The sequence below is a fragment of the Brucella sp. NBRC 14130 genome (assembly GCF_040371715.1).
GTDB classification, from domain to species: domain Bacteria; phylum Pseudomonadota; class Alphaproteobacteria; order Rhizobiales; family Rhizobiaceae; genus Brucella; species Brucella intermedia.
In genome coordinates, this window is sequence record NZ_BAABTE010000016.1 from 21,622 (window position 1) to 46,061 (window position 24,440).

Sequence of the window (24,440 nt, forward strand, 5' to 3'; positions counted from 1 at the left end):
TATCGCCTGCCGGTCTGGTCGCGCTCACCAAAGTGGACCGGCCAGCGGCTGAACGGGTCGAGGGTAATGACGAAAACGGAAAACGGCGGGGTTGCTGGCGATGAGTGAAGACTTGAAATGGCTCATGGGCACAGCCGTCACGCTGATTGTCTTCTTCAGCGGCGCATTGATCGCATCGTTTCGATCGCTGGCGAAGTCTCAGAAGGATGGTGACGATCAGCTACATGACCGGGTGAACCGGGTCAGAGACGAGTATGTCCGCCGCGTTGATCTCGATGATCACGTCAAACAGCTGCGCGACGGCATGAAGGAAATGCGCGACGAAACGAGAGAGGGCCTGAAAGAGACAAATAAGCGCCTTGACCAAGTACTGGCCGTTCTAGCGCAGGATAAGAAGGTTTGACAAGTTGCAAATATTTGCAAAGACCATGAAGAATCCCGCCGAAGCGCGGTAGTTTATCGATTAAATTGTCGCCGTAACACCTTAAGCGCTTCAAGCTGCATCACGGACTGAGAATCCAATATCCCGATCACAGGCGTAGCGTAGCCCTCTCTGGGCTGAAAAAAATTGTCCGCCCAAGGAAGCTTTATCGTCTTATCAAGCTGAAATCGTGTGGCTTGCGGGAGACCACACGAATTCAGACTGGATAGATTCTGTATAATGAGATCGTGAGGAAATTCAGTCTCACGGATTTGGCTGGTGCCGTATGTAACTTCTATGGCTGCTTTGGTTTGGCCTTTATTATATGACACTGCCCTAACCAAAGCCGGACGCGATTTGGGACCCGGTACTTCCGGATATTCCTGTAGCGGGAACTTGCACCAAACTATGGACAACGGAGACGGGACAGTCGTGACGTTATAAAAATTCGCCACGACTTAATCACCAAGCTGGGCCGTCTACAACTTCCCATTCTTCGTCGTCGAGAAGGGAACTCGCAGTTTTCTTGATTAGTTCGAAATACTCATCAGAGATTTCATCGAAATAATCTGCGGGCGCGATTTCTCGAAACGGAACCTGAACATGTGTCAAGCTATAGGTTTCAACCTTTTTCAATGCACTCATTAACCGAACCCCCGATTGTGAGGTCACGTAATATCAGTTTTGCCGGAATGGCAAGACCAATTCGTTTCAGCACTGCATATAGGTGTACACTGTTGCATGTCAACACACCTATCTGAGCGTACATGTACAACTATTTATGAACGGTGAAGTTCCAGAAATAGCTATTTCGTTCGTGTACAGCGTTTAGTTAGATGACAATCATAACAATTATAAGGCGGATGCGTAATGCGCCATTTTCGCACTTGCGACTCTCTGGATCTGTTTCGATCATCGTCAGAATAGGGTTGCTTGATCGTCCTTATTGTCATTGCTCGGCGTGAGGTCGATAAGATCGGCGTCCGGCAGGGGCTTTTGCATGTCCTTGGCTTCATTCCAAGGAGCGCGCAGCCATGTGTCGATTTCCTCTGTGGTGCGGAGTATGACCGGCATTGCCTTCGGATGGATTGGCTTCACCACGGCATTCGGCTCAGTGGTCAGAAACGCGAAGATATCGACCTCAACCGGCCCTTCCTTCTTCTTTCTTACACCTTTCCAACTGGTCCAGATGCCAGCGAACGCAAAGAGCGGCTTTTCCTCGTTCAAAGCGAACCAGTGCAGCGGCTTGCGCTTCGTTTTTGGATCGGGTTCCTGCCCATATTCGGAGAAAGAAGTTGCCGTTACGACGCACCTGCTCTCAACGCCTTGCCAGCGGCGCCAATGAGGCGAGGTGAGATTTCGGATATTCGTTACTCCGCTGTCCGCTTCGCCTTTGACGTACATAGGAGGCGTCGGCATGCCCCAGCGGAGCATTGCAAGCTCTGGTTCATCGGCTTTGACGTTTCGCAAAACCGGCGCGGGATAGTCGGGAAAGATATCCAACTTCGGATCGACGCGGTTCGTCATGTCTCCAAACTTGGGGAACAGGCGGCGCATTGCCTCATGTGTCGTTGTGATGTTGTACAGATTGCACATGCGCGCCTCCTCGTTGCGAAGAGCATAGCGCCGTTATTTCCGGCGTCCAGTCAGCGCGTCCTCGCCTTCCTGCTTGTGGGTGCGACAGAACCAAAGCTGGCCATATGTCGTCTTGTAACCGAACGATCCCCATTCGGTGCATCCCTTTGAATCGCAGAGGTGCACAAACAGGCTGCCAGCCTTTGCTGCATGTGTGTTGTCGTTCTTGTATCCGCTCATTTATCACCGTGGCATCTTCGTAATTCCAAACTGTGCATCGCCCTTGGCTGTGCATGCCTTGCATCTCAGGCGTCCATGTAGGTCGGTGAAGAAGGTATGTGTGCCGAACTTTCTAAGAAGGATCATCCGATCCACCGACCCGATATGTCCGCAGCGACAGCAATAACCATATAGTTCGTACCACTGGACCAGATCCATGATCCGTGTCGACGCTGGCATTTCTTGCAGAAAAGGAGGTCGTATTTTCATCGATCAAAGTACGTCTCCCACGGCTTGGATTTCTTGTCCGTCGGGTCGTAGGGCACACCGCCGTATAGCCGAATGAATCCCCCCTGGCCTTCCTGCGTCGCGAATTTCACGATCGAGAAGTAATGACCGTCGTGATATCGATAGTCATGCAAGGAGTAGGCCCCTAACCGGCGTTCTTCCGCAATTACGTCCGAAAGCGCTCGACGTAGCTCATCCGTCAAATACAAAACGACCTGAAAAGGGTATTCCTTATTGATGAGAGTCTTCGGGGGCTCACCGCGTGATCTCCCGCTCATTTCACAAACACCGTCGGCTTCCAGCCTCGGGTATAGCCATGGCTGACAGCCATGCTGGCTATAGCGACCTCTTTGACGAGAAAATCCCGATCTTTGAGAAGCGCCTCTATCGCGGCTCGCGCATCGCCCTTGTGGTAGGCGAGAACCAATTCAATTTCATCGTCGTATTCATTTCCCTGCGCAACCGCATTCATTGTTCTGCTCCAGCGAAGCAGACACACACGCCACCAAGCATGTCTGAGGTTATCGGGCCACCTTCCGATGTTCCTAAAATGTTCTCATCAGGAATGAGAGTCAATAACGAACTTTCTGCAAGTGAACAGACCAATGCAAAAAGTCCCACGAAAATCCCTGTGAGATAATCCGTAAAGTTCTCAACTAACTGAATACGTTGTGGAATTGGCTCTCTGGGAACTTTTCCCCCAGTCAAGTGCGCTACCGGGCTGCGCTACGCTCCGAGCCGGGGAAAGCCGTAGAATATAACGACTTGGTGCGCAAGGGATAATTTCTCGAAACTGGTAAATTGCACACCGACTTTACGTCATGCGCGAAATCGGAAACGTTGCTCCAACCGGGCAGTGGCGCATTGTGTCGGAATTGTGAAGAAATTGTGACAATCTGTCACCTTCGATAGCAGCTATGCCTCTCCTAATAAATTGGGGGAAGGAGGGTATCGTCGGATGAGAATCAGTCACCTTTTCAAGACGCTTGATTTCTGGCGGGCGCATCTGGCGGTCAATCGCGAGCCGGTCTGGGAGAACATATTGCCGTTGTTCTTCTTTCATCGCGACGGAGTGCTGGCGATCCAGAGATTGGCGCGCGAGTGGACCCGGCTTTACGGCCTTCGGCGGGTCGACGTGTTTCGGGGAAATGTCGTCCGTGAGAAATGGTCGAACCGCCGTATTGGTGAGCTTCTCGATCAGATGCAGAAAGTCAGCGATGCCCGATCAGCACAAAAGCAAGTGCGGACAGAGGAAGCGCCCCGTTATGTCAACGGGTGTCTGGTTGTGGTCCGCACGCAGGACACGGACATCCTGATTGACGGTCGTCGCCGGGCGAATGTCTGGTGTAACATGCCGGGCCAATATGCGGTCTGGGTAATCGAAGTAGAACCGCGTCCGTCCCGTCTCGCGAAGCTGATAGGCGGCGGCGAGTTCCAGCCATCTCGCTTATAGGCGCAGCAGGCTAGGTCTGAGCTTCGAAATCAGGAGCGCGGCGCGAACAGGATGATGCATGTACCGGCGAAGGCCGTGCATGCGCCGACCACATCCCAGCGATCGGGGCGGGCGCCCTCTGCGAACCAGATCCAAAGGATCGACGCGATGATATAGATGCCGCCATAAGCCGCGTAGGCGCGACCGGCGACATTGCTTTCAATCAGTGTCAGCAGATAGGCGAACAATGCGAGGCACACCATGCCGGGCGCCAGCCAAAGCGGTGACTTGTCGAGTTTCAACCATGCCCAGAAGGCGAAGCATCCGGCAATTTCAAAGAGGGCTGCGGCGGCGTATATCGCGAATTGCAAGGTTCTGCTCTCCTGAGCCTTCTTTGAGTTTGAGTGAAAGCTGATACTTGTATTCCAGCCCCGCACAACCCCAGATAATTCCGAAAAGCAGATAAAAATGACGCCAGTGATCGGTATCGATGACATTGCCGATCAGGACATGCCCGAGATAGGTTGCATAGGCCACCAATAGAAATGGCTGCCAGGGGCGATTGCGAAACAGCAGCTTGAATCCGATCGCGAGCGTCAGAAATGTCAGTGTCAGAAAAGCCATGAAGCCGACCCAGCCATAGTCGAGCACGGCCTTGAGCCAGATATTGTGGGTGTCTTCGCCGAACATCGGCCCGAATTCCAGCGGCCCGATACCCAGAGGATGCTGCGTGGCCAGAACCATTCCAAGCCAATGCCGCGCGAAACGTCCAAGCCTTGCGCTGTCGTAGCTTTGTTCAAGGCGTGCGCGCTCGCGAAAGAACTCGCCGACCCCGGGGATCTGCAGGATAATCAGGATCGCAAGAATGATCGCCACAACGGCGAGGAGGCCGATTGCGATCAGGCGAAGGCGGAAGCGATTGCTGTTGGTCTGTAGAAACAGCACCCCAAACAATACGACGAAGGAGAGAGGAACCATAGCCCATGCCGCGCGCGAAAAGGACACGAGTACGCCAAGCGTGAGCAGGCAGCAGAGCGGCAGATAGACAGCCACATCGCGCAGGCTCCCGCGCATGATGCGATAAAGCGTCCAGGTCAGCGGCAATATCAGGAAGGGCCCATAGACATTGGGGTCCTGAAAAGCGCCCTGCGCCCGTCCATAACGCGTGAAGTTTTCCGCTCCCGGGAAGAGGCCGAAATAACCGGCAATGCCGAGGAGCGACGAGAGCATGCCGACGAGAAGATAGGCGTTGAAGATGGTTCGCAGGCGCCGGTAGTCTGCTTCGATCACCGTCGCGAAGAATACCGATGTAAAAGCCAGAAACAGCGAAACGGCAATATAGAGGGGGGCTTTCTTGACGTCAGCCATCTGCATGACCGAGATCATGCCGCCGAAATTGAACACCGCGAGGATGGCCAGCAGCACCAGGCTGGTTCGCGTCAACCGCAGGCCGAACAGCAATGCCAGCGCGATAAGGCCAACCATGTAGAGTTCATACGGCGCAGGCTCGCTCATCACGAAGCCAAGCAGAAAGACGCCGAGGCCGATTGCGCTGTTGGCGATGAGGCGGTTGAGCGCGCGTTTGCGCGCCGCCTCCGCTGGCAGCGTCAAAGCTGGACGCGGATTCCCGTCAAGCCTTTGCGCAATGCTGGTCAATAGGCGTTTTCCGTGTTGAGGAGCCGTATCGGCGTCAGGAACAGAATCTTGAGATCAAGCCAGAGCGACCAGTTTTCGATGTAATAAAGATCGAATTCCGTCCGCATACGGATCTTGTTTTCATTGTCGATCTCGCCGCGCCAGCCATTGATCTGTGCCCATCCGGTGACGCCGGGCTTCACGCGGTGCCGTGCGAAATAGCCGTCGACCACTTCGTTATAGAGTACATTATGCGAATGGGCGGCGACCGCATGCGGGCGGGGACCTACGAGTGACAGGGAGCCTGCCAGAACATTGAAGAACTGCGGCAGCTCGTCGATGGAAGCCTTGCGAATGAAGCGCCCGACACGCGTGACGCGAGGATCGTTTTTGGTAACGGCCTGCTTCGCAGAGGGGTCGCACATCTCGGTGTACATCGACCGGAACTTCCAGACATTGATGATTTCATTGTTGAAGCCGTGCCGCTTCTGCTTGAAGATCACAGGACCCTTGCTGTCCAGCTTGATGGCAATCGCCGTGCCGATCATGATGGGCGACAGCAGAACGATGCCCAGAATGCTGAACACGACATCGAAGACGCGTTTGGCGACGGAGTCCCAATCGTTGATCGGCTTGTCGAAAATATCCAGCATTGGCACCGCGCCCACATAGGAATAGGCACGCGGGCGGAAACGCAGGTGATTGTTGAGGGCTGAAAGGCGAATATCGACAGGCAGGACCCAGAGCTTTTTCAGCAGGGCCAGCACGCGGGCTTCGGCGCTGATCGGGAGCGACACGATCAGCATGTCGATACGGGCAATGCGGGCGAACTCGATCAATTCATTGATATTGCCGAGTTTGGGATAACCCGCGACGATGGGCGGCGAGCGCTTGTCATCGCGATCATCGAAAATTCCGCAAATGCGGATATCGTTGTCGGGCTGCTGTTCCAGTGATCGGATGAGCAGTTCTGCATTGGGACCCCCGCCAACGATGACGGCGCGGCGTTCCATCGTGCCGTTTCGTGCCCAGCGCTTGATTTTCCAGGCGATGAAGAGACGCGAGAGCACGAGCAGAACACAGGCGCTGAGCGCCCAGTAAAGGAACCAGCCGCGCGAGAAATCGGAGGAGGACTTCATCAGGAAGCCGGCGATGGCCAGCGTTCCCAGTACGGCAGCCCAGCTGATGAACAGCCGCCGCAGATAACGGCCCGGACTACGCAGCACGTTGATCTGATAGCCGTCGTTGATCTCCATCATCAGGACGAAAAGCGCGCCCCCCGCGATGATTGTGAGTGGGTAATAGAAGATGAGATGCGTACCGAGGCCGACATAAAGCAGAAAGCTCGCAATGCCGGACAGGAAGACGAGCCCGAACTCCACGATGCGCATGACGCCGCTCAGCATCAGCGGCGAAAATGTTTCGCGCTGATATTGCTCTGCCATCTGGCGCGCAAGGGGGCCGAGTTTCACGGGACCGTGTGTCCCGGCATCCTGCTTGCCGCTGGCTTCCATGGCTTTTCGGCCAAAAGGAGAAAGCGCATCATTATCTCGCACAACATTGCCCCTGATCATAAAATGACGCGTAGTGATTAGCCCCAAAGTCCTAAGCAGAATATAAACGTCGCCGGACAAGCTTATGGCTTAGGTAAACACTCGATTAAATACATGACTGAAAGCCGTTACTGTTAGCAACGGCTAAAATAAAAAGATTTCTGCCCGCACTGTTAGAGCATTGGCAGCCGCTGCTGGTATGCGCCAGTTGTCGCAACGCAAGCAGCCGCAAGGCTTGCCTTGTCGGACTATATTGCCTAGGACGGTGATATGGAACCGTTGGAAGATAAAGCAGCAAGCGGCATTTTGCCGTCGAACTGTTCGGCGCATATTGCCGTCAACAGGCAGGCTCTCTTCCCACTCCTGATCGGCACCAGATCGGACGATGTCATGGGGTTGCTGCGCGCCTGACCGCACAGCGACCCAAAATCCTGATGAGAGCAATTCACGCTGCGACCTTTTGAGGTCGTATTAACTGTTTGTTTTGATGCGGTTTTGTCCGAGCCGTTAGCGGCATTCGGCAAGGCGCGCTAGGGTTGATCATGACTATCTGGGCCGAACTGGCGAGAGCGGGCAATCATGCCGGCGATGAAATTCTGTTGCGAAAACGCGATCACATCTATGAAATCCGTTATAACGGCCTGGAATTGATGTCGAACGTCAACTTCCAGTCCGAGACCGTATTGGCAGAGAGGTCGCTTCGCCTGCACGGACGGGCGGTGTCGCATATGCTGATCGGGGGGCTCGGCATGGGCTTCACGCTCCGGGCCGCACTTGACTTACTTGGACCCGACGCCAGAGTGACGGTGTGCGAGCTTGTTCCAGAGATCGTGGATTGGAACCGGACCCATATCGGCCACCTTGCCGATCATCCGCTGAACGATCCGCGGGTCGATGTCCGGGTTGCCGACGTGATGGATGTCCTTCGCGCTGAGCAGGACCGGTACGATGCCATACTGATGGACACGGATAATGGACCGGATTTCACCGTCCGCGCTGCCAACGGAGCCATCTATGAGGACGATGGGCTCGGGGTGGTGAAACGGGCACTGAAGCCGAACGGCATCGCCGCGTTCTGGTCCGCAACCATATCCGACCCGTTTGAAGACAAGCTGGACATGCTGCCCTGGCAATGGCAACGCGAGGATATATCGTTGATCGGCGGGCGTGCCGACGCCTTCCACTATATCTATTTTGCGGCGCGGGGCGGATTTCGGTCACAAGTGGACAGAGCTGTGTCCGCCTCGGAACCCTTCGCCGCGATGGTTGGGTGAGGGGTATCCCTCAATCTTCCGGCACTGTCCGGTCGGGATGTGCCTCGTAATAGATCGTCTCGATCGAGTGGGCCATGGTTTGCAGGCTGAAACGCTCATGCAGCCGCGCCGCGTCCGGCATCGCGGCGCGAAACGCTGCGGGATCATCCGCAACGCCCAGCATCTTATCCGCAAGCGCCTCCTCCTCCGGCTCCACCAGTGCGGAGGAGCGAGGCCCAAACACTTCGGGAATGCCGCCGACGTTGCTGGCGATGACGGGCTTTCCGGCAGCGAGCGCCTCCAGAACGATATAGGGAAACGCTTCGGCGCGTGATGGAACCACCATTATACGCCCCAGGGCAAAGGCCTCGCGTGCAGCCATCCCGGGCAGAAAGCGGATTTGCCCGGAAAGGCCTAGTTCTTCGGCAAGGGCGATGAAGCCGGGCTTTTCCGCGCCATCTCCCACCATGGTCGCGGTGAGGGCGCGCTGGTTCCGGTCGCGCAGGCGAGCAAGGGCGCGGATCATGACGTCCGGTCCCTTCAGTTCGCGCATTGTGCCCACGAACAGAAAATCGCAGGCACCGGCTGCGTCGGCGACGGTCATGAATTCATCTTCGGCCAGGCCGTTATAGATGACGGCATGAAGGCCATAGGGCCTCCCCACCTTTTCTTCGTAAATACGCTTTTCGAAGTTCGAGACGAACATCACCGCATCGGTCAGAGGGGCCAGCAACCTCTCGATCAGAAAGACGGCGCCGCCGCGGCGCGTCTTTCTGTCAAAATGCAGGCTTCCGCCATGCGGTGAATAGATACGGGCTACGCGAGACCTTAATACCCGTAAGACTGAGCCGAACAAACGCGCATAGACGCCGCCCTTGGCGCCATGTCCGTGCAATATGTCCGGCTGCAATTTCTTGATGATGCGATATGTTTTGTAGGCTGCCGCTGCATCCCCCAGTCCGACATGGCGCTGCATGGCAATGCGGTGAAGGCCGAGCGCGAGCTTTGGCCGTAATTCCTCCATAAGCGCGTCTTCGCGCGGACCGCCGGTCGTTGCGTCGCAGACAATGCCGACCGCGTGGCCTTTTTCCGCTTGCAGGCCCACCAGATCGCGGACGTGGCGGAAGAGCCCGCCGGTCGGTTCGCGGAAGCAGTGGAGGATGCGCAGCGGGGAGGCATTGGTATCATCAGCCATCAATCGCCATCAGAACAGACGTTCGCGCACATAGATCGTGTCGCCCGGCAGGATGGGATCGGAGATCAGCACGCGGCCCGTCAGGACCTTGCCGTTGAACTGGCGCGTGATATCGACATTCTCCTGATTGGCGCGCGGGCTGAAACCGCCCGCTGCGGCGATCGCTTTTTGCGCGGTCATACCCGGAACATAGGAATACTGGCCGGCAGCACCCACTTCGCCCATCACGAAAATCGGACGATAGCGGTCGATTTCAGCGCTGACGTCAGGGTCGCGCAGATAGCCGCCGCGCAGCTTGGATGCGATGACGCCTTCCAGTTGCTTGGATGTCTTGCCGCGTGCCGGAATGCTGCCCACGAGCGGGAAAGCGATATAGCCAGCCTGATCGACGCTATAGGTATTGGTAAGGCTCGGCTGCTCGAAAACCGTGATACGCACACGGTCGCCGGCATCCAGCATATAGGGCTGGTTCAGCGCCTCGTGGAAAGCGGGCGGGGCGGGGCGATAGCTGGAGCAGGCAGAAAGCGTCATGGCGGCAAGGCCGAGTGCCACGAGCAGAGTGTGGCCTTTGCGCTTGTTCTGAATTGTCTTCGCCGTCATTTTCCGCCTCGGTTCTTCCGAAAAGCAATATTTCTCAACGCACGCAATCGACGCGGTACTGCCAGCGCGATTACGAATATCGGTTGCAAGCGTTATCGATTGATTAGGGTTAATGGCTGGTAAAGAAGACAGGGTCCGGCGCAAAATCTTTATGCTTCGTCACGGTGGCGAACTTACCCTGCTTAACCCTCTGGTTACCTTGTTCCTTTACCTTCCGCCCAGATTCGGGGGTGTTTCATCCCACGCGGGCGAGAGCGATCACGCGCGCAAGCGCACTCGCGAAGTCCATGGAGAATGGGGAATGGCAGAAGTCGATCCGTTATCAAGGGACGCAGATATTGATATCGGTGCGCTGTTCTCCAGCCTGCGCCGTCACTGGCTGTTCATTGTGGGCGGCGCGCTTCTCATGGCGGCGCTTGCCTGGGCCATTTGCCTTCTCCTGACACCGGATTACCGCGCCGAAGCCCGCCTCATGATCGAGGCCCGTGAATCCATCTATACTCGCCCCAATGGCGAGACCTCTGCCGAGCGGCCGCTTTTCGATGCCGAAGGGGTGAAGAGCCAGGTCGAAGTGTTCTCCTCCGGCGATCTTCTCAAGAAAGTTTCCGACGAGCTCAAGCTGACCAGCAACGAAGCCTTCACGACAACGGAAGTGAAGCCCTGGACCCGCGTTCTCATCATGCTTGGCATGCGGACCGATCCGGAGCGTCTGACCCCGGAAGAGCGCGTCTTGCAGAAACTGCGCAAGAACATGCAGGTTTTTGCCGTTACTGCTTCGCGCGTCATCGTGGTTCAATATACGTCGGCGAACCCGGAGACGGCCAAGAATGTCGCCAACGCGCTGGCCGATCAGTACATCCTGTTTCAACAGGCCGCGAAGCTTGAATCGAACGACGATGCGACCGGTTGGCTCGCCCCTGAAATTGACGACCTGCGCAACCGTGTCCGCGATGCGGAAAGGAAGGTTGCGGACTACCGTGCTTCGCGCGGGCTTCTGACCGGGCAGAGCAACAGCACCATCGCGACACAGCAGCTTTCTGAAGTCTCGACCGAACTCACCCGGGTTCGCACCAACCGCGCTTCTGCGGAAGCAAAGGCGGAAAGCATTCGCAAGGCGCTCGCCTCCGGTGCGCCCATCGACACGCTGCCCGATGTGTTGGCTTCCGGGATGATGCAGCGTCTTGCCGAAAGGCGCATCCAGCTCAATGCCCAGATTGCCGATCTTTCGACGACGCTTCTCGACGGTCACCCGCGTATCAAGGCGCTGCGTTCGCAGCTTGCTGATCTCGACCAGCAGATCAGGAACGAAGGCCGCAAGCTCGTTGCCAGCCTCGACAACGAAGTTTCCGCAGCAAAGCTTCGCGAGGACGAACTCAATCGCGAGCTGAACCGGGTGAAGGCACAGGCGGCACAGGCTGGCGATCAGGAAGTCGAGTTGCGCGCATTGGAGCGCGAAGCGGCGGCACAGCGCCAGCTTCTTGAAACCTATCTGACGCGCTATCGCGAAGCCGCGTCCCGTACCGACCGCAACTATGTGCCGGTCGATGCCCGCGTCTTTTCTTCCGCCGAAACCCCGGCGGTTCCCTATTATCCGATGATACTGCCGATCGTCGGTTCGACTTTCGTGGCGGGCCTGCTGCTGCTGTCTATTTTCGTTCTGCTGCGTGAATTGTTCAGCGGCCGGGCGTTCGTGACGACCGGTGGCCAGAGGGCTGCCGCAGTGGAGGAAATCGAAATGCCGGTTATTGCCGCTGCCGCCGAAGCCGCTGCCGTGCCGCCATCGAGAGCCGAAGGCGGCGATGCAGTTTCGAATGAAACAATTGTGGCGCCGCGCCGTTCGTGGAATATGCCGTTTGCGGTGAGGCCGCCGGTATCGGACACACGGAAAACCGTGGAGGAGTTTCCCATGAACAGGCGGGACAAGACCAGCCAGCGCGAAACGCGCCAGCATAATCCCAATGGTGTGGAAGCTGTCGCCGATCTGCTTGCCAGCGGTAAGGAGAAGCGCATCGTGGTTGTTTCTCCCGAAGGTGACAAGGCATCGGCGGGGACGGTGCGTCTGTTGCGTGAATTCGCGGATCGCGGCAAGCGCGCGATTCTCGTGGATATGACTGCTCAGGGAACCGTAGGTCTGGCCATGCTGGATGGTACGCATCTGCCCGGCATTACCGAGCTTTTGTCCGGCGAGCGGCGTTTCAACGAGGTCATCCACAGCGACCGGTTCTCACAGGCTCACGTTGTGCCGCTAGGGGAGGCGGATCCCGAAATCGCCATGCGCTCCGCCGATCGCCTGCCGCTCATTCTCGACGCGCTGGAAACCGTCTATGATTTTGTCGTCGTAGAGTGTGGTCCGTCGTCTTCGGAACAGATCGGGCGCATTGCCGATGGACCTGCTTCCGTGGTGATGAGCATTGTCGATCCGGACGACAAGGGCGTCGCGCTCGCCGCGCTCGACCTCGACCAGGGTGGTTATGAAGACGTTGTCATTTTGATGGACGAACCGGCCTGATTGCCGGAATCTGATTCTGGAACAATGTCTTGCAACGGGTTCCTGAATCGGATCGCCAGCACGCTCTACCTTTTCGCGAACCTGCTGCGCAGCGCCTTGGCCATGCCCCAGAGACGCGGATTGCGCTTGAGGCTTCCGGCGACCGCGTTGCGGGTTGATTGCAGCGCCGTGAACAACCTGCCCTTGGCTGATAGCGGCACCAGCGTGTCATAGATCGCAAGATCGATGTCGCACCATTCGCGCTTGTAGGGCTCGTCACCAATGCCGAAACTGTAGACCGAATGGCCTTCACCGCAACTGCGGCTGATATCCTCGAAGAAGAGGAATTCACCCGGACTGGCCGTCATCAGTTCATCTTGTGCGATTGCGCCGAACTCAACGGTCGGTCCTGCAGCGCCGAACACCTTTCCGATGATCGAACGTATGGTCCCGCCCACCTCAAGAAAGCGCAATTCGTTCAACTGATGATCTTTCGTCAGGCCCGCGCAGAAGAAGGCTTTGAAGAAATTGCGCACCTTCTCGTCGGCGAAGGGGTCGCTGATACCCATTTGCCGAAAACGCTGCGCCTTCATCGCGAAAAAGAGATCGAGAACATTTTCTGATTCCGCAGGGCTTCGGGGTGCGTCAATTCTCCAGCCTCCGCTTTCTTCATAGCGGCGGTCGTGCTGGCGATGTTTTTTCAGCTTTCGCTTGCGATTGGCGCGATCAAGCACGGCATCGAAGCCGCCATTAAGAGAGACGGCGAGAACCGGATTTGGATTGGGCGCTTTTCCGAGAGCAAGCAGCGGGTTGATTGCACCCTGCATTTCAGAAAACTGGCGTGTCAGCGACAGTGCATCGATGTCCGGTCGCACCTTGCGGATGATGCCGAGTAGCTGATTGACTGCGTCGCGACCCGCAACGCCATCATATTCCTTGCTGAGCCAGGGAAAATTGCAATTGGCGTGGCTTCCGCCGGGATAGCGCGCAATTTTTACACCCCTGTGGCTGACAGCTTCCAGCGGCACGAGCAGGATCGGCGTGGTTCCGTGAAAAAGCCCGACGACAAAACTGTCGGCATTGACGATGGCGCGCCAGTTATCGATCCATTCGAGCGATTGGGGCGCGCCGTGAACGGCCTCGGCATCTTTCCAGAGCCGCGCGATCTCGCTGAAATCCGTCAGAATGCGCGCTGCGACTTCACCCGCCATTGTCTGCAGCTTCCTCGGAGGGGATTAATGTTGTTTCTTGCGTGGTGGCTGCGCCATCCACCAGATGATGCCCATGGCTGGCAAAACCCACAGAATGCCGGTCACGAAGAAATAAAGGAGATGCACCCACGCGCTTGACTGGGCCAGATGCGCTACGGCGATAACGGTCGCGAATACCGCATAGATGATGACCAGTGAAACCAGCAAAAAAGTGCCGATCAGTTTCTTCAGCCGAACGGGCATGGCGCAGTTCTCCTTTTCCCGTTTCTTCACTAACCGGTGAACGGTGACAGTGAAAGGGTAAAAACGCGGCGGCATGTCGCGTCACACCAACTTGTAACGGCTTCACCTATGCGGCATGTATCCTTCTCTTGTTATCGAAGGATGAATGGCATGACGGCAGCAACGGCGCAGCGTGTAGGACAGGGCAGGTCATCGAAAGAGAACCGCGACCGTCGCCTCGTGCGTCACTGGCTTTATGCAGTTTTCGTCGTGCTGATTGCCATCGTCATGGTCGGCGGTGCCACACGCATGACGGGTTCGGGCCTTTCCATAACCGAATGGAAGCCCATTCACGGCGTCATTCCGCCGCTGAACCATGCCGAATGGGTGGAAGAGTTCGACAAGTATCGCCAGATTCCCCAGTATCAGCAGATCAACAAGGGCATGTCGCTGGAGGAATTCCAGTACATTTTCTGGTGGGAATGGGCGCATCGCCTGCTTGCGCGTTTTGTCGGGTTTCTGGTCGCCGTTCCGCTGGCCTTCTTCTGGGTGACGGGACGCCTCCGCGGTGGCCTCAAATACCGCATGCTGGGTCTGCTCGCGCTCGGCGGCCTGCAGGGCGCTATCGGCTGGTGGATGGTGGCCTCCGGCCTGAGCGAGCTGACGAGCGTCAGCCAGTATCGTCTGGCGATCCATCTGACGACGGCCTGTGTCATCATAACGGCGGTATTCTACATTGCGCGTGGCCTTGTCACCTATAGCGAACGACCGGCGGAACGGTCGGTCCAGCGCTTTGCGGGTTGGATCGTGTTCGCCGTGCTCGTGCAGATTTACCTGGGTGGGCTCGTGGCCGGGCTGCATGCCGGTCTGACCTATAACACATGGCCGCTGATGGATGGTGCTGTGGTGCCGTCGGATCTGTTCATACAGTCGCCATGGTGGCGCAACCTGTTCGAGAACCCGAAAACGGTCCAGTTCGTGCACCGCATGTTCGCCTATACGGTTCTTGTTCTGGCTGTGCTGCATTCGCTGCAGGTTTGGAAACACGCTCCGGGCACCACCCATGCACGCCGCACCATTGTTCTCCTCGGTCTGGTACTTGTGCAGGCTGTTATCGGTATTGCAACGCTTCTGATGAGTGTTCCGCTGCATCTGGGCCTGACGCATCAGTTCTTCGCGCTGATCGTTCTGGCTTTCGCGGTTGCGCACTGGCGCGCAACCAAGGGCGCTTACGAGGGATAGCTGGTCCGACGCAAGTGCCTGAGCGCGGAGGCGATCTTCAGTTCCCGCGCTTCATCCGCGTCGTTACCGTCTTCGCGATGCCACGCGGCTGAGAGACAGCCATAGGCGAAGGCATAATCCAGAATATAGGCCGGATCTCGCCCGATGATCGGCGCGAAATGTTCGGCCATGCGCCGCGCACGCTCGAGGTCCAGACAGAGATCGTCGCGATCGAGCGGATTGTAGAAAATGTTGGCCGCATCGAAGGCGGCGTCCCCAGCCACCCCGTGCGGATCGATGGCGAGCCAGCCGCGGGGTCCCTTGATGATGTTTTCATGGTGGATGTCGCCATGCAGCGGGATAGTTTCGTGGGGCGTTGCGAGCAAGCGCCTGGCGACCGCCGCGCCTTCTGCATAGAGCGGGCTTTCATCCATCATCGCGAAAAGACCGGAAAAGTGTTTGTCGAGCGGTTGCAGGTCAGCCGGTATCGGGGCGGGAGAGAGCGTATGCAGCGCGCTCAGCACCTCGCCGAAGATGAGCAGGCATTCGGCGTCGTTGCCGCGTTTCAGGTGTTCATCGAGGTGGTAGTCGCCCACATATTCGAGCAGCATCGACGCACCATCCAGGGCGTATAATCGCGCCGCACCATGTCCATCCTGCCAGGCAAGATAATGGGCTCCGCGCAATTCTTCCATTCCGGCCGGCTTCAATTGCTTGACGACAAAAACCTCGCCCGGATGATCGATGCGTTCGACCTTCCAGACGAGGCTCGAATGCGTATCCGCCAGTGGCTCGAACGAGCCGATATTCCATTCGACAGGAAACACCGGCTGCTTCGGCATCATGCCTTGCCGAGCATGAGGTTCATGTTCTGGACGGCGGCACCCGACGCGCCTTTGCCCAGATTGTCGAGCAGCGCCACGAGATTGACTTCTCCGTCACCTTCGGTGCCGAAGACGAAAAGCTTCATGCCATCCTTGCCCGCAAGCTCTTCCGCATCGACACGCGGAAGCTTCGCGCTTTCCTCGAGCGGCACGACTTCGACAATATCCTGACCGGCATAATGATCGGTCAGCGCAGCATGAACCGTTGCAAGCGACGGCGATCCTTCAAATTCGCTCAGGAACAGGGGAACCTGCACGATCATGCCCTGCGGGAAGCGTCCCACGCTGGGCGAAAAGATCGGGCGGCGTTCCAGACGGCCATGCATTTGCAGTTCCGGCACGTGCTTATGCTTGAGCGGCAGGCCGTAAAGGAAATTGTTTGCCGCCAGATAGTCCGGATGGTCCTTGTCTTCCATCTGGGCGATCAGCTGCTTGCCGCCGCCGGTATAGCCGGAAACAGCATTGACGCTCACCGGGTAGTCGGCAGGCAGCAGGCCCGCATCGCGAAGCGGGCGAACAAGCGCAATCGCGCCGGTCGGGTAGCAACCCGGATTGGCGACGAGGCGCGCCTCGCTGATGCGTTCGCGCTGGCCTTTCGCCAGCTCGGCAAAACCATAGGCCCAGTCGGGATGTACGCGATAAGCGGTCGACGTATCGATGATGCGGGTCGAGTTGTGACCTTCGAGCAGAGAAACCGCTTCCTTGGAGGCATCGTCCGGCAGGCAAAGGATCGCAATATCGGCAGCGCGCAGATAGTCGGCGCGCAAATCCTTGTTGCGCCGCTCGGCTTCCGGGATTGAGATCACTTCGAGATCGTCGCGCTCGGCCAGACGGGCGCGGATTTGCAGGCCGGTGGTGCCGTGTTCGCCATCGATGAAGATTTTCGGTTTCATGCGTTTTGCCTTTGAATTCAGAAAGTTACGACATTACGTGGAATCAGCGTTTGAGCTGTTTGAATCACTTTGTGAACAAGCGCCTCATCGTCGTTCTTTCCGTTCGGCCAGAAGGCCCAGATAGTACATTGCAATCGTCGCTCCCGCGATGGCTGTTATATCGGCATGATCATAGGCTGGTGCAACCTCGACCACATCGGCGCCCACGAAGTCAAGAGCTGCGAGCTTGCGCAGGACGGACAACATCTTTGCCGATGACGGGCCACCAGCGACCGGCGTGCCGGTTCCCGGCGCGAAGGCCGGATCAAGGCAGTCGATGTCGAAGGTGAGATAGGCCCTCGTGCCATTGGTGCGCTTCAGGATTTCATCGGCGATCGCCGCCGCCGACATGTCCTCCACCTCGTGGCCATAGATGATCTTGATGCCACAATCTTCCGGCGCGTGGGTGCGGATGCCGATCTGGATCGAGTGGTCGGGATCGATGATGCCATCGCGCACCGCACGGGCCACGAATGAACCGTGGTCGATCCGCTTGCCATCGTCGAACCATGTGTCCTGATGCGCATCGAACTGCACCAGCGCCATCGGGCCATATTTTGCTGCGTGGGCCTTGAGAAGTGGCCACGTGATGAAATGATCGCCGCCAAGTGTCAGCAGGAACGCATCGGATTTCAGAATTTTTGCCGCTTCGCGCTCGATAGTGGCGGGGGTCTTGTAGTGATTGCCGTAATCCAGCAGGCAGTCGCCATAGTCGATGACGGCGAGATTCTCGAAGAGGTCACGCTCGAACGGATATTGCGGGTCGTTGTCGAAGATGGCCGAGGCCCGGCGGATCGCCTGTGGACCGAACCGTGCGCCGGGCCGGTTGGAAACGGCGGCATCGAAGGGAATGCCCCAGACAACCGCTTCGGCTCCCTTGAACGACTTCGTGTATATCCGCCGCATGAACGATAGCACGCCCGCATGGGTCGGGTCGGTGGCTGCGCCGGTCAGGCTGCGGGCAGTGATCGCGTGGTCGATGGTCTTTGCAGGCATGTCTGTCGTCCGGGATGATGGTCTGGCTTCTATAGCGTTTTCATTCGCTCTTGGCATCAAATCCATAGGCGCGCTCCACGCGGCCGATACGCACGCGATAGGCTTCATACCATTTCTGACGCCCGAGTCTCTGCGCAACCAGATGGTCCACGTCGCGCTTCCACGCGCGGATGCTTTCTTCGTCGGCCCAGAAAGAATTGGTGATACCAAAGCCTTCCGCGTCGCGCGCGCTTTCAATACCGAGATAGCCGGGTTGTTTCGCCGCAAGTTCACCCATCTGAACTGCCATGTCGCCATAGCCATCGTCCTCGCCGATGACACGTTGCGAAGCAAAGGTGACGATCAGGTAGGGCGGCTGCTCCGGTGTGGCCGCGAAACGGTTTGATGCTACAGGCAGGGACATGGGGTTTATCCGCTCGTGAGTAGGGTCAGAGGTTCCTGGAATACTCATGACTGCTATCGAACCGGCTTGCAACTGTGGCGAAGGCGCACTGCTACCTAACATCTTGAGGGCACATAACAGCAATTGAGGTGCGGGAACCGTTAAGCGCTAATGGCTCTCTTTTATGGAGGGACATCATGCGAAAAACGCTGCTTGCGATCTCGGCGCTTCTTGTTTGTTCCGCTTCACTTGCGGGCTGTGCAACGAACCAACGCTTCGCCAGCTATCAGCTGGAGCAGCAGAATGTAAGCGCAATCAACTGGATGCAGCTGTCTGGCGAATATGACGCGCTGGCTTATCAGGCATTCAATGGCGCGCGTCGGGCCTTCGACGCAGCAAAACCGGCAAAGGGAAGAAAGAAGGCCGTAATTGTCGATCTCGACGAGACGATGATCGACAATACCGCCTATGCCGGATGGCGCGTAAGGCAGGGTGCAGCCTTTACGGAGGAGACATGGGCGCGCTGGATGGCCGCTGGGCAGGCACGTCCAATTGCGGGCGCTGTGGAGTTTGCAAGGCATGTGAACGCGAACGGCGGTACGATGTTCTACGTCACGAACCGCGATGCCCGGTCGTTTCAGTCTACCGCAGCCAACATTGAAAAGCTTGGCTTTCCCGGCGTGTCGGCAAAAACGCTTCTGCTGAACAGCGGTCAGTCCAACAAGCAGGAGCGTTTCGATAGCATCAAGGCTGAAGGATATGATGTCGTCATCTATATGGGGGACAATCTCAACGACTTCGGAGCTGCGACCTTTCACAAGAACAACCAGCAGCGACGCGCATTCGTCGAAGCCAGCCGGGAAGCGTTCGGCACGAAGTTTTTCATGCTGCCCAACCCGAGCTACGGCGACTGGGTTTCAGGCATGGCGCAGGACTATTACAAACAGTCTCCGCAAAGGCAGCTTGAGATCAAACGCAAGTCCATCCGCAGTTGGGCAGGCTGAAATGCGGTGCGGAACGAAAACAAAAAAGCGGACCCGAAGGCCCGCTTTTCTGTAAATCCGAAGCGAAAAGATTATTAGCGCTTGGAGAACTGGAACGAACGGCGAGCCTTGGCCTTACCGTACTTCTTACGTTCGACAACGCGGCTGTCGCGGGTCAGGAAGCCACCCTTCTTGAGAACCGTGCGCAGGCCCGGCTCGTAGTAGGTGAGGGCCTTGGAGATGCCGTGACGAACGGCACCGGCCTGACCGGAGAGACCGCCACCGGCAACGGTGGCAACGATGTCGAACTGACCAGCGCGATTCGAAGCGACGATCGGCTGCTGCAGGATCATCTGCAGAACCGGACGTGCGAAATACTTTTCGAATTCCTTGTCGTTGACGGTGATCTTGCCGGTGCCCGGCTTGACCCATACGCGTGCAACGGCGTCCTTGCGCTTGCCGGTGGCATAGGCGCGGCCCTGTGCGTCCAGCTTCTGGACATGAACCGGAGCGGCAGCTTCGGTCTTGGCAACGGTGCCGAGTTCTTCGAGCGAGTTGAGCTGCTCAGCCATGATTATGCATTCCCTTTGTTCTTGCGGTTCAGCGCTGCGACGTCGAGGACTTCCGGCTGCTGAGCTTCATGCTGATGGTTCGGGCCTGCATAAACGCGCAGGTTCTTCATCTGGCGACGGCCGAGCGGACCACGCGGGATCATGCGCTCGATTGCCTTCTCAAGAACGCGTTCCGGGAAACGGCCTTCGAGGATCTGGCGAGCAGTGCGCTCCTTGATGCCGCCCGGATGGCCGGTGTGCCAGTAATATTTCTTGTCGGCATACTTGTTGCCGGTCAGAACAACCTTGTCGGCATTGATGATGATGACATTGTCGCCATCGTCAACATGCGGGGTGAAGGTTGCTTTGTGCTTGCCACGCAGGCGATTGGCGACGAGCGATGCGAGACGGCCGACGACGAGACCTTCGGCGTCGATCAGTACCCACTTCTTCACCACTTCAGCCGGCTTCTGAGAGAAAGTTGCCATTGAAGTCTTCCTTGACTTGATCCCTGTCCTTGCGAACCGGGCTTTTTTTGTTGCTTGTGTTGGACTGATCCAACCCGAACGAGCGGGCAAAAGATTACTTCTGCTCGCTTCCGGCGGGTCGATATACAATGTTGACGCTTCCGTCAAGCCCTTTAATCCGGGCGCTCGTTTAAAAATTAAACAAAATCAATAAGTTAGATATTTGGTATTATAATACCGTATATTTTACATCATTTTTAGCGCGGCGGGATCGAATAGGTGGCCGTCGCGTGGGCGACGAGTTCGCCGTTTGCACCATCGGTCAGGCTGATTTCGAGCACCGCGAGACGCTTCCCGAGTTTCAGGAGATGCGCCACGGCATCGATTGCTCCGGGTGATGGCTTGCGCAGGAAATTGATGTTCAGGCTGGTCGTTACCGCCAGGGCAACCGGACCGATATGGGCGAGTATGGCGGCATAGGCGGTTACGTCGGCTAAGGCAAAAAGCGAAGGGCCGGACACGGTGCCGCCCGGTCGCAGATGCTGCTCGTCGGCATGAAGGCGCATCGTTGCAGAACCATCGTCGATTGCCGTGATCTCGAATGTGTCGCCAAGCTGTGGGAACTCGCGTTTCATGAAAGCTTGCAGATCCCCGATTGTCATCACGGGGCCGACGCCTGTGCGATGCGTGGTATTGATAATCATGCATTCCTCCCAACTTAAGTACTCAATAAGGGGTGCATGTGCCTCTATGCAAGCACTGGCTCCAGCCATTCGAAGGGAACAGAGATGCAAAATCCTTCCGACGACCAGATTCGCGAAATTCTCCTTTCCGTCAGAACCATAGCGCTTCTCGGCGCTTCTCCGAAGCCGGAGCGCCCGAGCAATGGCGTGATGGAGTTCCTGCTTTCCAAGGGTTACCGCGTGATTCCGGTCAATCCGGGGCAGGCGGGGAAGGATATTCACGGCCAGCGCGTGGTGGCCCGGCTGGCGGATATCGATGAGCCGGTGGACATGGTCGATGTCTTCCGCGAACCCTATTCGCTGCCGGGAATCGTCGATGAGGTGCTGGCCATGCAGCCGAGGCCGAAAGTCCTGTGGACGCAGCTCGGTGTGGTGCACGAAGAAGCGGGAAACCGCGCTCGCGAAGCAGGTCTGACCGTCGTTATGGACCGTTGTCCAGCCATCGAATACCCCCGCCTGATCGCTAAATAGAACGTTTTGGATTTAAATTCTGCGATTCCGCCATCTGGTGGAAAATCCACCTTTGCTTTCCTGGCGGCAACGCATAACGTCCTGTCATCATTGAGGCTTAGACGCTGGAGGAAATCATGTCGAAACGTTCGCCCGGAATTGAAACGCTGGCTGTCCACGCAGGCGCGAAGCCCGATCCAACGACGGGTGCGCGTGCAACGCCGATCTACCAGACCACATCTTTCGTGTTCGAGGACGCCGACCACGCGGCATCCCTGTTCGGCCTTCAGGCTTTCGGCAATATCTATACGCGCATCACCAACCCGACCACGGCGGTTCTGGAAGAGCGCATTGCCGCGCTTGAAGGCGGCACGGCGGCGGTCGCGACCGCATCGGGCCATGCGGCACAGCTGCTCGTGTTCCACACGCTTCTGCGACCGGGCGACAATTTCATCGCAGCGCGGCAGCTCTATGGCGGCTCGATCAACCAGTTCGGCCAGTCGTTCAAGTCTTTCGACTGGCATGTGCGCTGGGCCGATGCTACCAATCCTACCGATTTCGCCAAGCAGATTGACGATCGGACCCGCGCCATCTTCATCGAAAGCTTCGCCAATCCGGGTGGTATTGTGGTGGATATCGAGGCGATTGCCGAAATCGCGCACAAGCACGGCCTGCCGCTGATCGTGGACAACACGCTCGCATCGCCCTATCTGGTGCGCCCGATTGAGCACGGTGCGGATATTGTCGTCCATTCGCTGACCAAGTTTATCGGCGGTCACGGCAATTCGATGGGCGGCATTCTGGTCGATGGCGGCACATTCGACTGGGCGAAGTCCGGCAATTACCCGCTTCTCACAGAACCGCGCCCGGACTATGCCGGCCTGGAACTGCACAAGACTTTCGGAAATATTTCCTTTGCTATCGCTGCCCGTGTTCTGGGCTTGCGGGATTTCGGGCCTGCCATTTCACCGTTCAATGCGTTCCAGATACTGACAGGCGTGGAAACGCTGCCGCTGCGCATTCAGCGCCACAGCGACAACGCGTTGAAGGTTGCTTCCTGGCTGCACGGTCACGACAAGGTATCGTGGGTCAATTATGCCGGACTGCCGCATGATAAATTCCATGCGCTCCAGCAGAAATACGCACCGAAGGGGGCCGGCTCGGTGTTCACTTTCGGCCTTAAGGGCGGATACGACGCTGGCGTGAAATTCGTCGACAGCCTCGACCTCTTCTCCCTGCTTGCCAATATTGGTGACACGCGCTCGCTGGTCATCCACCCGGCATCCACCACCCACCGTCAGCTGACCGACGAACAGAAGGTGGCTGCGGGTGCGGGACCGGATGTGGTGCGCCTTTCCATCGGTATCGAGGATGCTGATGATATCATCGCCGATTTGGAACAGGCGCTGGCGAAGGTCTGATCGATGAGCCGGTTTCTCAATTTCAACCTTTCCGGCATCGAGCCGGAAGAAGGCGCTCCCCCACGGGAGCGCATTCTTTCAGGTAGCCCCGAATTCCGCACCTGGAACTTGGAGGAGAACGCCGAAGGAACGCTTTTTGCAGGCATATGGGAGAGTACGCCGGGAAAATGGCGTATCGAATATGACGAATGGGAGTTCTGCCACATTCTTTCCGGCCGCTCCATCGTCAGCGAGGACGGCGGCGGGAGCCGGGAAGTCGGGGCCGGGGACAGTTTTGTCATCCGACCGGGCTTCAAGGGCAGTTGGGAAGTCATCGAAACCACCCGCAAGGAATATGTGATCAGGTTCTGACCCAAACGCCGCTATATCAAATAAAACACCCGCCGGATGTCGGCGGGTGTTTTGTCTGGTGGCATGCTGTCAGTTATGCGACTCGCGCCTGATCGGTCGGAAAACCGGAACCGTATTCGGTCCGGGCCGCTCTACGACAGGGGCTCCGGATGACGGACGTTCGGGACGCGGCGGGCGGGGGCGGTCCGGCCTGTTGTAGCTTGGACGGTTCCTATCCCTGTCGCGGTCGCGGTAACGATAACCGTCGCGATAGCGATAACCAGAATCTCGATAGTAACGCGGGTAACGACGATAATCGCGGTAATAGCCGCCGCTGTCATAAATGACGCCGGTGCCGATATAGCTGCCGCGCGAATAATAGGGATCGTAACCGTCGCCGTAATAGCCTTCGGACACGCAGCCGCTAAGCGTCAGGCTGGCAGCGCCGATGCCAAGCGCAAGTAAAATGGATTTCAATGACATGTTCGCTACTCCCGAAAGGCCGGGGTCAGCGCTGGAAACGCAATAACCACGCGGCGAACCACTATTTAGAGGGATTATGCGCATTTCTATTGCTAACCCATAATCAATAAAGATTACAGAACGTTAGCTTGGTTAGCTTACTCCATATCTCCACGTCAACGACACTCATTTCGAGCTGATGCTGCAAGCCTGTTGAATAACGCAATAACGTTTCAAAAGTTGCTTGGACAGGTAAAAAGCACTCCAAAAGACAAAACCGCCCCGGAGGGCGGTTGAGGTGTTCGGAGTCATTATCAGAGATTACTGAGACTTCGCAGCACCGATCTTGGTAGCGATTTCGGTAAACTTTTCGCTGATGTTAGTTCCCAAAGCCGTCGTCGCGCCAATAATGACGACAGCGATCAGGGCTGCGATGAGGCCGTATTCAATGGCGGTTGCGCCGGATTCATTTTTACGAAAGCGTGCGATAAGCTTGGTCATGTGTTGCTCCTGAGATCATTTTTGT

At 57.1% G+C, this 24,440-nt stretch carries 30 protein-coding genes; 10 read left to right on the forward strand and 20 right to left on the reverse strand.

The features are described 5' to 3' along the window. The first annotated feature begins 100 nt into the window (after window positions 1-100). Complete coding sequence (locus ABWW28_RS23305) at window positions 101-403, forward strand: hypothetical protein (protein WP_010660185.1); 303 nt, start codon at window positions 101-103, stop codon at window positions 401-403. A gap of 480 nt (window positions 404-883) precedes the next feature. On the opposite strand, the gene ABWW28_RS23310 is transcribed toward ABWW28_RS23305, so the two are convergent. From ABWW28_RS23310 to ABWW28_RS23325, 4 genes are all read right to left on the reverse strand, one after another. Then, window positions 884-1,066 carry a hypothetical protein gene (locus ABWW28_RS23310; RefSeq protein WP_353392480.1) on the reverse strand — a complete coding sequence of 61 codons (183 nt, stop codon included), beginning with the start codon at window positions 1,064-1,066 and terminating at the stop codon, window positions 884-886. 273 nt (window positions 1,067-1,339) lie between these two features. Beyond that, window positions 1,340-2,017 (reverse strand): SOS response-associated peptidase, encoded by a 678-nt coding sequence (locus ABWW28_RS23315; RefSeq protein WP_353392482.1) that lies wholly within the window; start codon window positions 2,015-2,017, stop codon window positions 1,340-1,342. Window positions 2,018-2,050: 33 nt separating this feature from the next. Beyond that, window positions 2,051-2,236, reverse strand: a complete 186-nt coding sequence (locus ABWW28_RS23320) for a hypothetical protein (RefSeq protein ID WP_353392484.1) — start codon at window positions 2,234-2,236, stop codon at window positions 2,051-2,053. A gap of 541 nt (window positions 2,237-2,777) precedes the next feature. Next, window positions 2,778-2,975, reverse strand: coding sequence for a hypothetical protein (locus tag ABWW28_RS23325; RefSeq protein ID WP_353392486.1), 198 nt, complete (start codon window positions 2,973-2,975; stop codon window positions 2,778-2,780). 486 nt (window positions 2,976-3,461) lie between these two features. Here ABWW28_RS23325 and ABWW28_RS23330 point away from each other — a divergent pair, with 486 nt between their 5' ends. Further along, window positions 3,462-3,956 carry a hypothetical protein gene (locus ABWW28_RS23330; protein WP_353392487.1) on the forward strand — a complete coding sequence of 165 codons (495 nt, stop codon included), beginning with the start codon at window positions 3,462-3,464 and terminating at the stop codon, window positions 3,954-3,956. Window positions 3,957-3,985: 29 nt separating this feature from the next. Here ABWW28_RS23330 and ABWW28_RS23335 read toward each other — a convergent pair whose 3' ends face one another. The 3 genes from ABWW28_RS23335 to ABWW28_RS23345 are packed head-to-tail and all read right to left on the reverse strand — an operon-like array spanning window position 3,986 to window position 7,144. Beyond that, entirely contained in the window at window positions 3,986-4,306 is a 321-nt protein-coding gene (locus ABWW28_RS23335; RefSeq protein ID WP_006466505.1) for a YnfA family protein, read from the reverse strand. Continuing rightward, a complete protein-coding gene (locus ABWW28_RS23340; RefSeq protein WP_353392489.1) occupies window positions 4,269-5,591 on the reverse strand; it encodes an O-antigen ligase family protein in 1,323 nt (440 codons plus the stop codon). The genes ABWW28_RS23335 and ABWW28_RS23340 overlap by 38 nt, the downstream gene beginning before the upstream one ends. Next, a complete protein-coding gene (locus tag ABWW28_RS23345; RefSeq protein WP_424945372.1) occupies window positions 5,588-7,144 on the reverse strand; it encodes an undecaprenyl-phosphate glucose phosphotransferase in 1,557 nt (518 codons plus the stop codon). The genes ABWW28_RS23340 and ABWW28_RS23345 overlap by 4 nt, the downstream gene beginning before the upstream one ends. A 249-nt stretch (window positions 7,145-7,393) precedes the next feature. Between ABWW28_RS23345 and ABWW28_RS23350 the strand changes: the two genes are divergently transcribed. Both ABWW28_RS23350 and ABWW28_RS23355 read left to right on the forward strand, forming a co-directional pair. Continuing rightward, the gene (locus ABWW28_RS23350) at window positions 7,394-7,534 is read left to right on the forward strand and encodes a hypothetical protein (RefSeq protein WP_021587771.1); all 141 of its coding nucleotides are present in this window, start codon (window positions 7,394-7,396) and stop codon (window positions 7,532-7,534) included. A gap of 131 nt (window positions 7,535-7,665) precedes the next feature. Continuing rightward, on the forward strand, window positions 7,666-8,397 hold the full coding sequence (locus ABWW28_RS23355; RefSeq protein WP_113463531.1) for a spermidine synthase: 732 nt from the start codon (window positions 7,666-7,668) through the stop codon (window positions 8,395-8,397). Window positions 8,398-8,407: 10 nt separating this feature from the next. Here the strand turns inward: ABWW28_RS23355 and ABWW28_RS23360 are convergent, their stop codons facing one another. Next, window positions 8,408-9,571 carry a glycosyltransferase family 4 protein gene (locus ABWW28_RS23360; protein ID WP_353392492.1) on the reverse strand — a complete coding sequence of 388 codons (1,164 nt, stop codon included), beginning with the start codon at window positions 9,569-9,571 and terminating at the stop codon, window positions 8,408-8,410. Window positions 9,572-9,580: 9 nt separating this feature from the next. Beyond that, complete coding sequence (locus ABWW28_RS23365) at window positions 9,581-10,171, reverse strand: polysaccharide biosynthesis/export family protein (protein WP_025091383.1); 591 nt, start codon at window positions 10,169-10,171, stop codon at window positions 9,581-9,583. 301 nt (window positions 10,172-10,472) lie between these two features. Here ABWW28_RS23365 and ABWW28_RS23370 point away from each other — a divergent pair, with 301 nt between their 5' ends. Beyond that, window positions 10,473-12,680: an exopolysaccharide transport family protein gene (locus ABWW28_RS23370; protein ID WP_113463533.1), complete on the forward strand. Its 2,208-nt coding sequence runs from the start codon at window positions 10,473-10,475 to the stop codon at window positions 12,678-12,680. Between the two features lie 65 nt (window positions 12,681-12,745). Here ABWW28_RS23370 and ABWW28_RS23375 read toward each other — a convergent pair whose 3' ends face one another. Beyond that, the gene (locus tag ABWW28_RS23375; RefSeq protein WP_353392495.1) at window positions 12,746-13,870 is read right to left on the reverse strand and encodes a GNAT family N-acetyltransferase; all 1,125 of its coding nucleotides are present in this window, start codon (window positions 13,868-13,870) and stop codon (window positions 12,746-12,748) included. Window positions 13,871-13,894: 24 nt separating this feature from the next. Then, entirely contained in the window at window positions 13,895-14,113 is a 219-nt protein-coding gene (locus ABWW28_RS23380; protein ID WP_113463535.1) for a DUF2842 domain-containing protein, read from the reverse strand. A 150-nt stretch (window positions 14,114-14,263) separates the two neighbouring features. Here ABWW28_RS23380 and ABWW28_RS23385 point away from each other — a divergent pair, with 150 nt between their 5' ends. Continuing rightward, window positions 14,264-15,334, forward strand: a complete 1,071-nt coding sequence (locus ABWW28_RS23385; protein ID WP_353392497.1) for a COX15/CtaA family protein — start codon at window positions 14,264-14,266, stop codon at window positions 15,332-15,334. On the opposite strand, the gene ABWW28_RS23390 is transcribed toward ABWW28_RS23385, so the two are convergent. From ABWW28_RS23390 to ABWW28_RS23405, 4 genes are all read right to left on the reverse strand, one after another. Further along, complete coding sequence (locus tag ABWW28_RS23390) at window positions 15,322-16,155, reverse strand: aminoglycoside phosphotransferase family protein (RefSeq protein WP_113463536.1); 834 nt, start codon at window positions 16,153-16,155, stop codon at window positions 15,322-15,324. The two genes, ABWW28_RS23385 and ABWW28_RS23390, sit on opposite strands and share 13 nt — an antisense overlap. Beyond that, window positions 16,155-17,090 carry an N-acetyl-gamma-glutamyl-phosphate reductase gene (argC, locus tag ABWW28_RS23395; protein WP_113463537.1) on the reverse strand — a complete coding sequence of 312 codons (936 nt, stop codon included), beginning with the start codon at window positions 17,088-17,090 and terminating at the stop codon, window positions 16,155-16,157. The genes ABWW28_RS23390 and argC overlap by 1 nt, the downstream gene beginning before the upstream one ends. Before the next feature lie 84 nt (window positions 17,091-17,174). Then, window positions 17,175-18,125, reverse strand: a complete 951-nt coding sequence (gene speB, locus ABWW28_RS23400; protein WP_113463538.1) for an agmatinase — start codon at window positions 18,123-18,125, stop codon at window positions 17,175-17,177. 40 nt (window positions 18,126-18,165) lie between these two features. After that, window positions 18,166-18,528: an antibiotic biosynthesis monooxygenase family protein gene (locus tag ABWW28_RS23405; RefSeq protein WP_353392500.1), complete on the reverse strand. Its 363-nt coding sequence runs from the start codon at window positions 18,526-18,528 to the stop codon at window positions 18,166-18,168. Window positions 18,529-18,704: 176 nt separating this feature from the next. On the opposite strand from ABWW28_RS23405, the gene ABWW28_RS23410 reads away from it, so the two are divergent. Beyond that, a complete protein-coding gene (locus ABWW28_RS23410) occupies window positions 18,705-19,511 on the forward strand; it encodes a 5'-nucleotidase, lipoprotein e(P4) family (protein ID WP_113463540.1) in 807 nt (268 codons plus the stop codon). 74 nt (window positions 19,512-19,585) lie between these two features. Here the strand turns inward: ABWW28_RS23410 and rpsI are convergent, their stop codons facing one another. The 3 genes from rpsI to ABWW28_RS23425 form a co-directional block, all read right to left on the reverse strand. Then, the gene (rpsI, locus tag ABWW28_RS23415) at window positions 19,586-20,062 is read right to left on the reverse strand and encodes a 30S ribosomal protein S9 (RefSeq protein WP_006466519.1); all 477 of its coding nucleotides are present in this window, start codon (window positions 20,060-20,062) and stop codon (window positions 19,586-19,588) included. A 2-nt stretch (window positions 20,063-20,064) separates the two neighbouring features. Beyond that, a complete protein-coding gene (gene rplM / locus ABWW28_RS23420) occupies window positions 20,065-20,529 on the reverse strand; it encodes a 50S ribosomal protein L13 (protein ID WP_006472812.1) in 465 nt (154 codons plus the stop codon). 236 nt (window positions 20,530-20,765) lie between these two features. Beyond that, complete coding sequence (locus ABWW28_RS23425; protein ID WP_006472813.1) at window positions 20,766-21,212, reverse strand: PaaI family thioesterase; 447 nt, start codon at window positions 21,210-21,212, stop codon at window positions 20,766-20,768. A gap of 84 nt (window positions 21,213-21,296) precedes the next feature. Between ABWW28_RS23425 and ABWW28_RS23430 the strand changes: the two genes are divergently transcribed. The 3 genes from ABWW28_RS23430 to ABWW28_RS23440 all read left to right on the forward strand — a co-directional run bounded on the left by ABWW28_RS23430 (window position 21,297) and on the right by ABWW28_RS23440 (window position 23,473). Further along, the gene (locus ABWW28_RS23430) at window positions 21,297-21,722 is read left to right on the forward strand and encodes a CoA-binding protein (protein ID WP_006472814.1); all 426 of its coding nucleotides are present in this window, start codon (window positions 21,297-21,299) and stop codon (window positions 21,720-21,722) included. Window positions 21,723-21,838: 116 nt separating this feature from the next. Further along, complete coding sequence (locus ABWW28_RS23435; protein ID WP_006466523.1) at window positions 21,839-23,122, forward strand: O-acetylhomoserine aminocarboxypropyltransferase; 1,284 nt, start codon at window positions 21,839-21,841, stop codon at window positions 23,120-23,122. 3 nt (window positions 23,123-23,125) lie between these two features. Continuing rightward, the gene (locus ABWW28_RS23440; protein ID WP_112701472.1) at window positions 23,126-23,473 is read left to right on the forward strand and encodes a cupin domain-containing protein; all 348 of its coding nucleotides are present in this window, start codon (window positions 23,126-23,128) and stop codon (window positions 23,471-23,473) included. A gap of 69 nt (window positions 23,474-23,542) precedes the next feature. Here the strand turns inward: ABWW28_RS23440 and ABWW28_RS23445 are convergent, their stop codons facing one another. Together ABWW28_RS23445 and ABWW28_RS23450 are read right to left on the reverse strand one after the other, a co-directional pair. Continuing rightward, a complete protein-coding gene (locus ABWW28_RS23445) occupies window positions 23,543-23,935 on the reverse strand; it encodes a hypothetical protein (RefSeq protein WP_006466525.1) in 393 nt (130 codons plus the stop codon). Window positions 23,936-24,235: 300 nt separating this feature from the next. Next, a complete protein-coding gene (locus ABWW28_RS23450) occupies window positions 24,236-24,415 on the reverse strand; it encodes a Flp family type IVb pilin (protein WP_353392504.1) in 180 nt (59 codons plus the stop codon). Window positions 24,416-24,440 lie beyond the last annotated feature (25 nt).

Coding starts and splice junctions, on each gene's coding strand:
- ABWW28_RS23305 (WP_010660185.1), top strand. CDS start 101: ATGAGTGAAGACTTGAAATGGCTCATGGGCACAGCCGTCACGCTGATT.
- ABWW28_RS23310 (WP_353392480.1), bottom strand. CDS start 1,066: ATGAGTGCATTGAAAAAGGTTGAAACCTATAGCTTGACACATGTTCAG.
- ABWW28_RS23315 (WP_353392482.1), bottom strand. CDS start 2,017: ATGTGCAATCTGTACAACATCACAACGACACATGAGGCAATGCGCCGC.
- ABWW28_RS23320 (WP_353392484.1), bottom strand. CDS start 2,236: ATGAGCGGATACAAGAACGACAACACACATGCAGCAAAGGCTGGCAGC.
- ABWW28_RS23325 (WP_353392486.1), bottom strand. CDS start 2,975: ATGAATGCGGTTGCGCAGGGAAATGAATACGACGATGAAATTGAATTG.
- ABWW28_RS23330 (WP_353392487.1), top strand. CDS start 3,462: ATGAGAATCAGTCACCTTTTCAAGACGCTTGATTTCTGGCGGGCGCAT.
- ABWW28_RS23345 (WP_424945372.1), bottom strand. CDS start 7,144: ATGATCAGGGGCAATGTTGTGCGAGATAATGATGCGCTTTCTCCTTTT.
- ABWW28_RS23350 (WP_021587771.1), top strand. CDS start 7,394: ATGGAACCGTTGGAAGATAAAGCAGCAAGCGGCATTTTGCCGTCGAAC.
- ABWW28_RS23355 (WP_113463531.1), top strand. CDS start 7,666: ATGACTATCTGGGCCGAACTGGCGAGAGCGGGCAATCATGCCGGCGAT.
- ABWW28_RS23360 (WP_353392492.1), bottom strand. CDS start 9,571: ATGGCTGATGATACCAATGCCTCCCCGCTGCGCATCCTCCACTGCTTC.
- ABWW28_RS23365 (WP_025091383.1), bottom strand. CDS start 10,171: ATGACGGCGAAGACAATTCAGAACAAGCGCAAAGGCCACACTCTGCTC.
- ABWW28_RS23370 (WP_113463533.1), top strand. CDS start 10,473: ATGGCAGAAGTCGATCCGTTATCAAGGGACGCAGATATTGATATCGGT.
- ABWW28_RS23375 (WP_353392495.1), bottom strand. CDS start 13,870: ATGGCGGGTGAAGTCGCAGCGCGCATTCTGACGGATTTCAGCGAGATC.
- ABWW28_RS23380 (WP_113463535.1), bottom strand. CDS start 14,113: ATGCCCGTTCGGCTGAAGAAACTGATCGGCACTTTTTTGCTGGTTTCA.
- ABWW28_RS23385 (WP_353392497.1), top strand. CDS start 14,264: ATGACGGCAGCAACGGCGCAGCGTGTAGGACAGGGCAGGTCATCGAAA.
- ABWW28_RS23390 (WP_113463536.1), bottom strand. CDS start 16,155: ATGCCGAAGCAGCCGGTGTTTCCTGTCGAATGGAATATCGGCTCGTTC.
- argC (WP_113463537.1), bottom strand. CDS start 17,090: ATGAAACCGAAAATCTTCATCGATGGCGAACACGGCACCACCGGCCTG.
- speB (WP_113463538.1), bottom strand. CDS start 18,125: ATGCCTGCAAAGACCATCGACCACGCGATCACTGCCCGCAGCCTGACC.
- ABWW28_RS23405 (WP_353392500.1), bottom strand. CDS start 18,528: ATGTCCCTGCCTGTAGCATCAAACCGTTTCGCGGCCACACCGGAGCAG.
- ABWW28_RS23410 (WP_113463540.1), top strand. CDS start 18,705: ATGCGAAAAACGCTGCTTGCGATCTCGGCGCTTCTTGTTTGTTCCGCT.
- rpsI (WP_006466519.1), bottom strand. CDS start 20,062: ATGGCTGAGCAGCTCAACTCGCTCGAAGAACTCGGCACCGTTGCCAAG.
- rplM (WP_006472812.1), bottom strand. CDS start 20,529: ATGGCAACTTTCTCTCAGAAGCCGGCTGAAGTGGTGAAGAAGTGGGTA.
- ABWW28_RS23425 (WP_006472813.1), bottom strand. CDS start 21,212: ATGATTATCAATACCACGCATCGCACAGGCGTCGGCCCCGTGATGACA.
- ABWW28_RS23430 (WP_006472814.1), top strand. CDS start 21,297: ATGCAAAATCCTTCCGACGACCAGATTCGCGAAATTCTCCTTTCCGTC.
- ABWW28_RS23435 (WP_006466523.1), top strand. CDS start 21,839: ATGTCGAAACGTTCGCCCGGAATTGAAACGCTGGCTGTCCACGCAGGC.
- ABWW28_RS23440 (WP_112701472.1), top strand. CDS start 23,126: ATGAGCCGGTTTCTCAATTTCAACCTTTCCGGCATCGAGCCGGAAGAA.
- ABWW28_RS23445 (WP_006466525.1), bottom strand. CDS start 23,935: ATGTCATTGAAATCCATTTTACTTGCGCTTGGCATCGGCGCTGCCAGC.
- ABWW28_RS23450 (WP_353392504.1), bottom strand. CDS start 24,415: ATGACCAAGCTTATCGCACGCTTTCGTAAAAATGAATCCGGCGCAACC.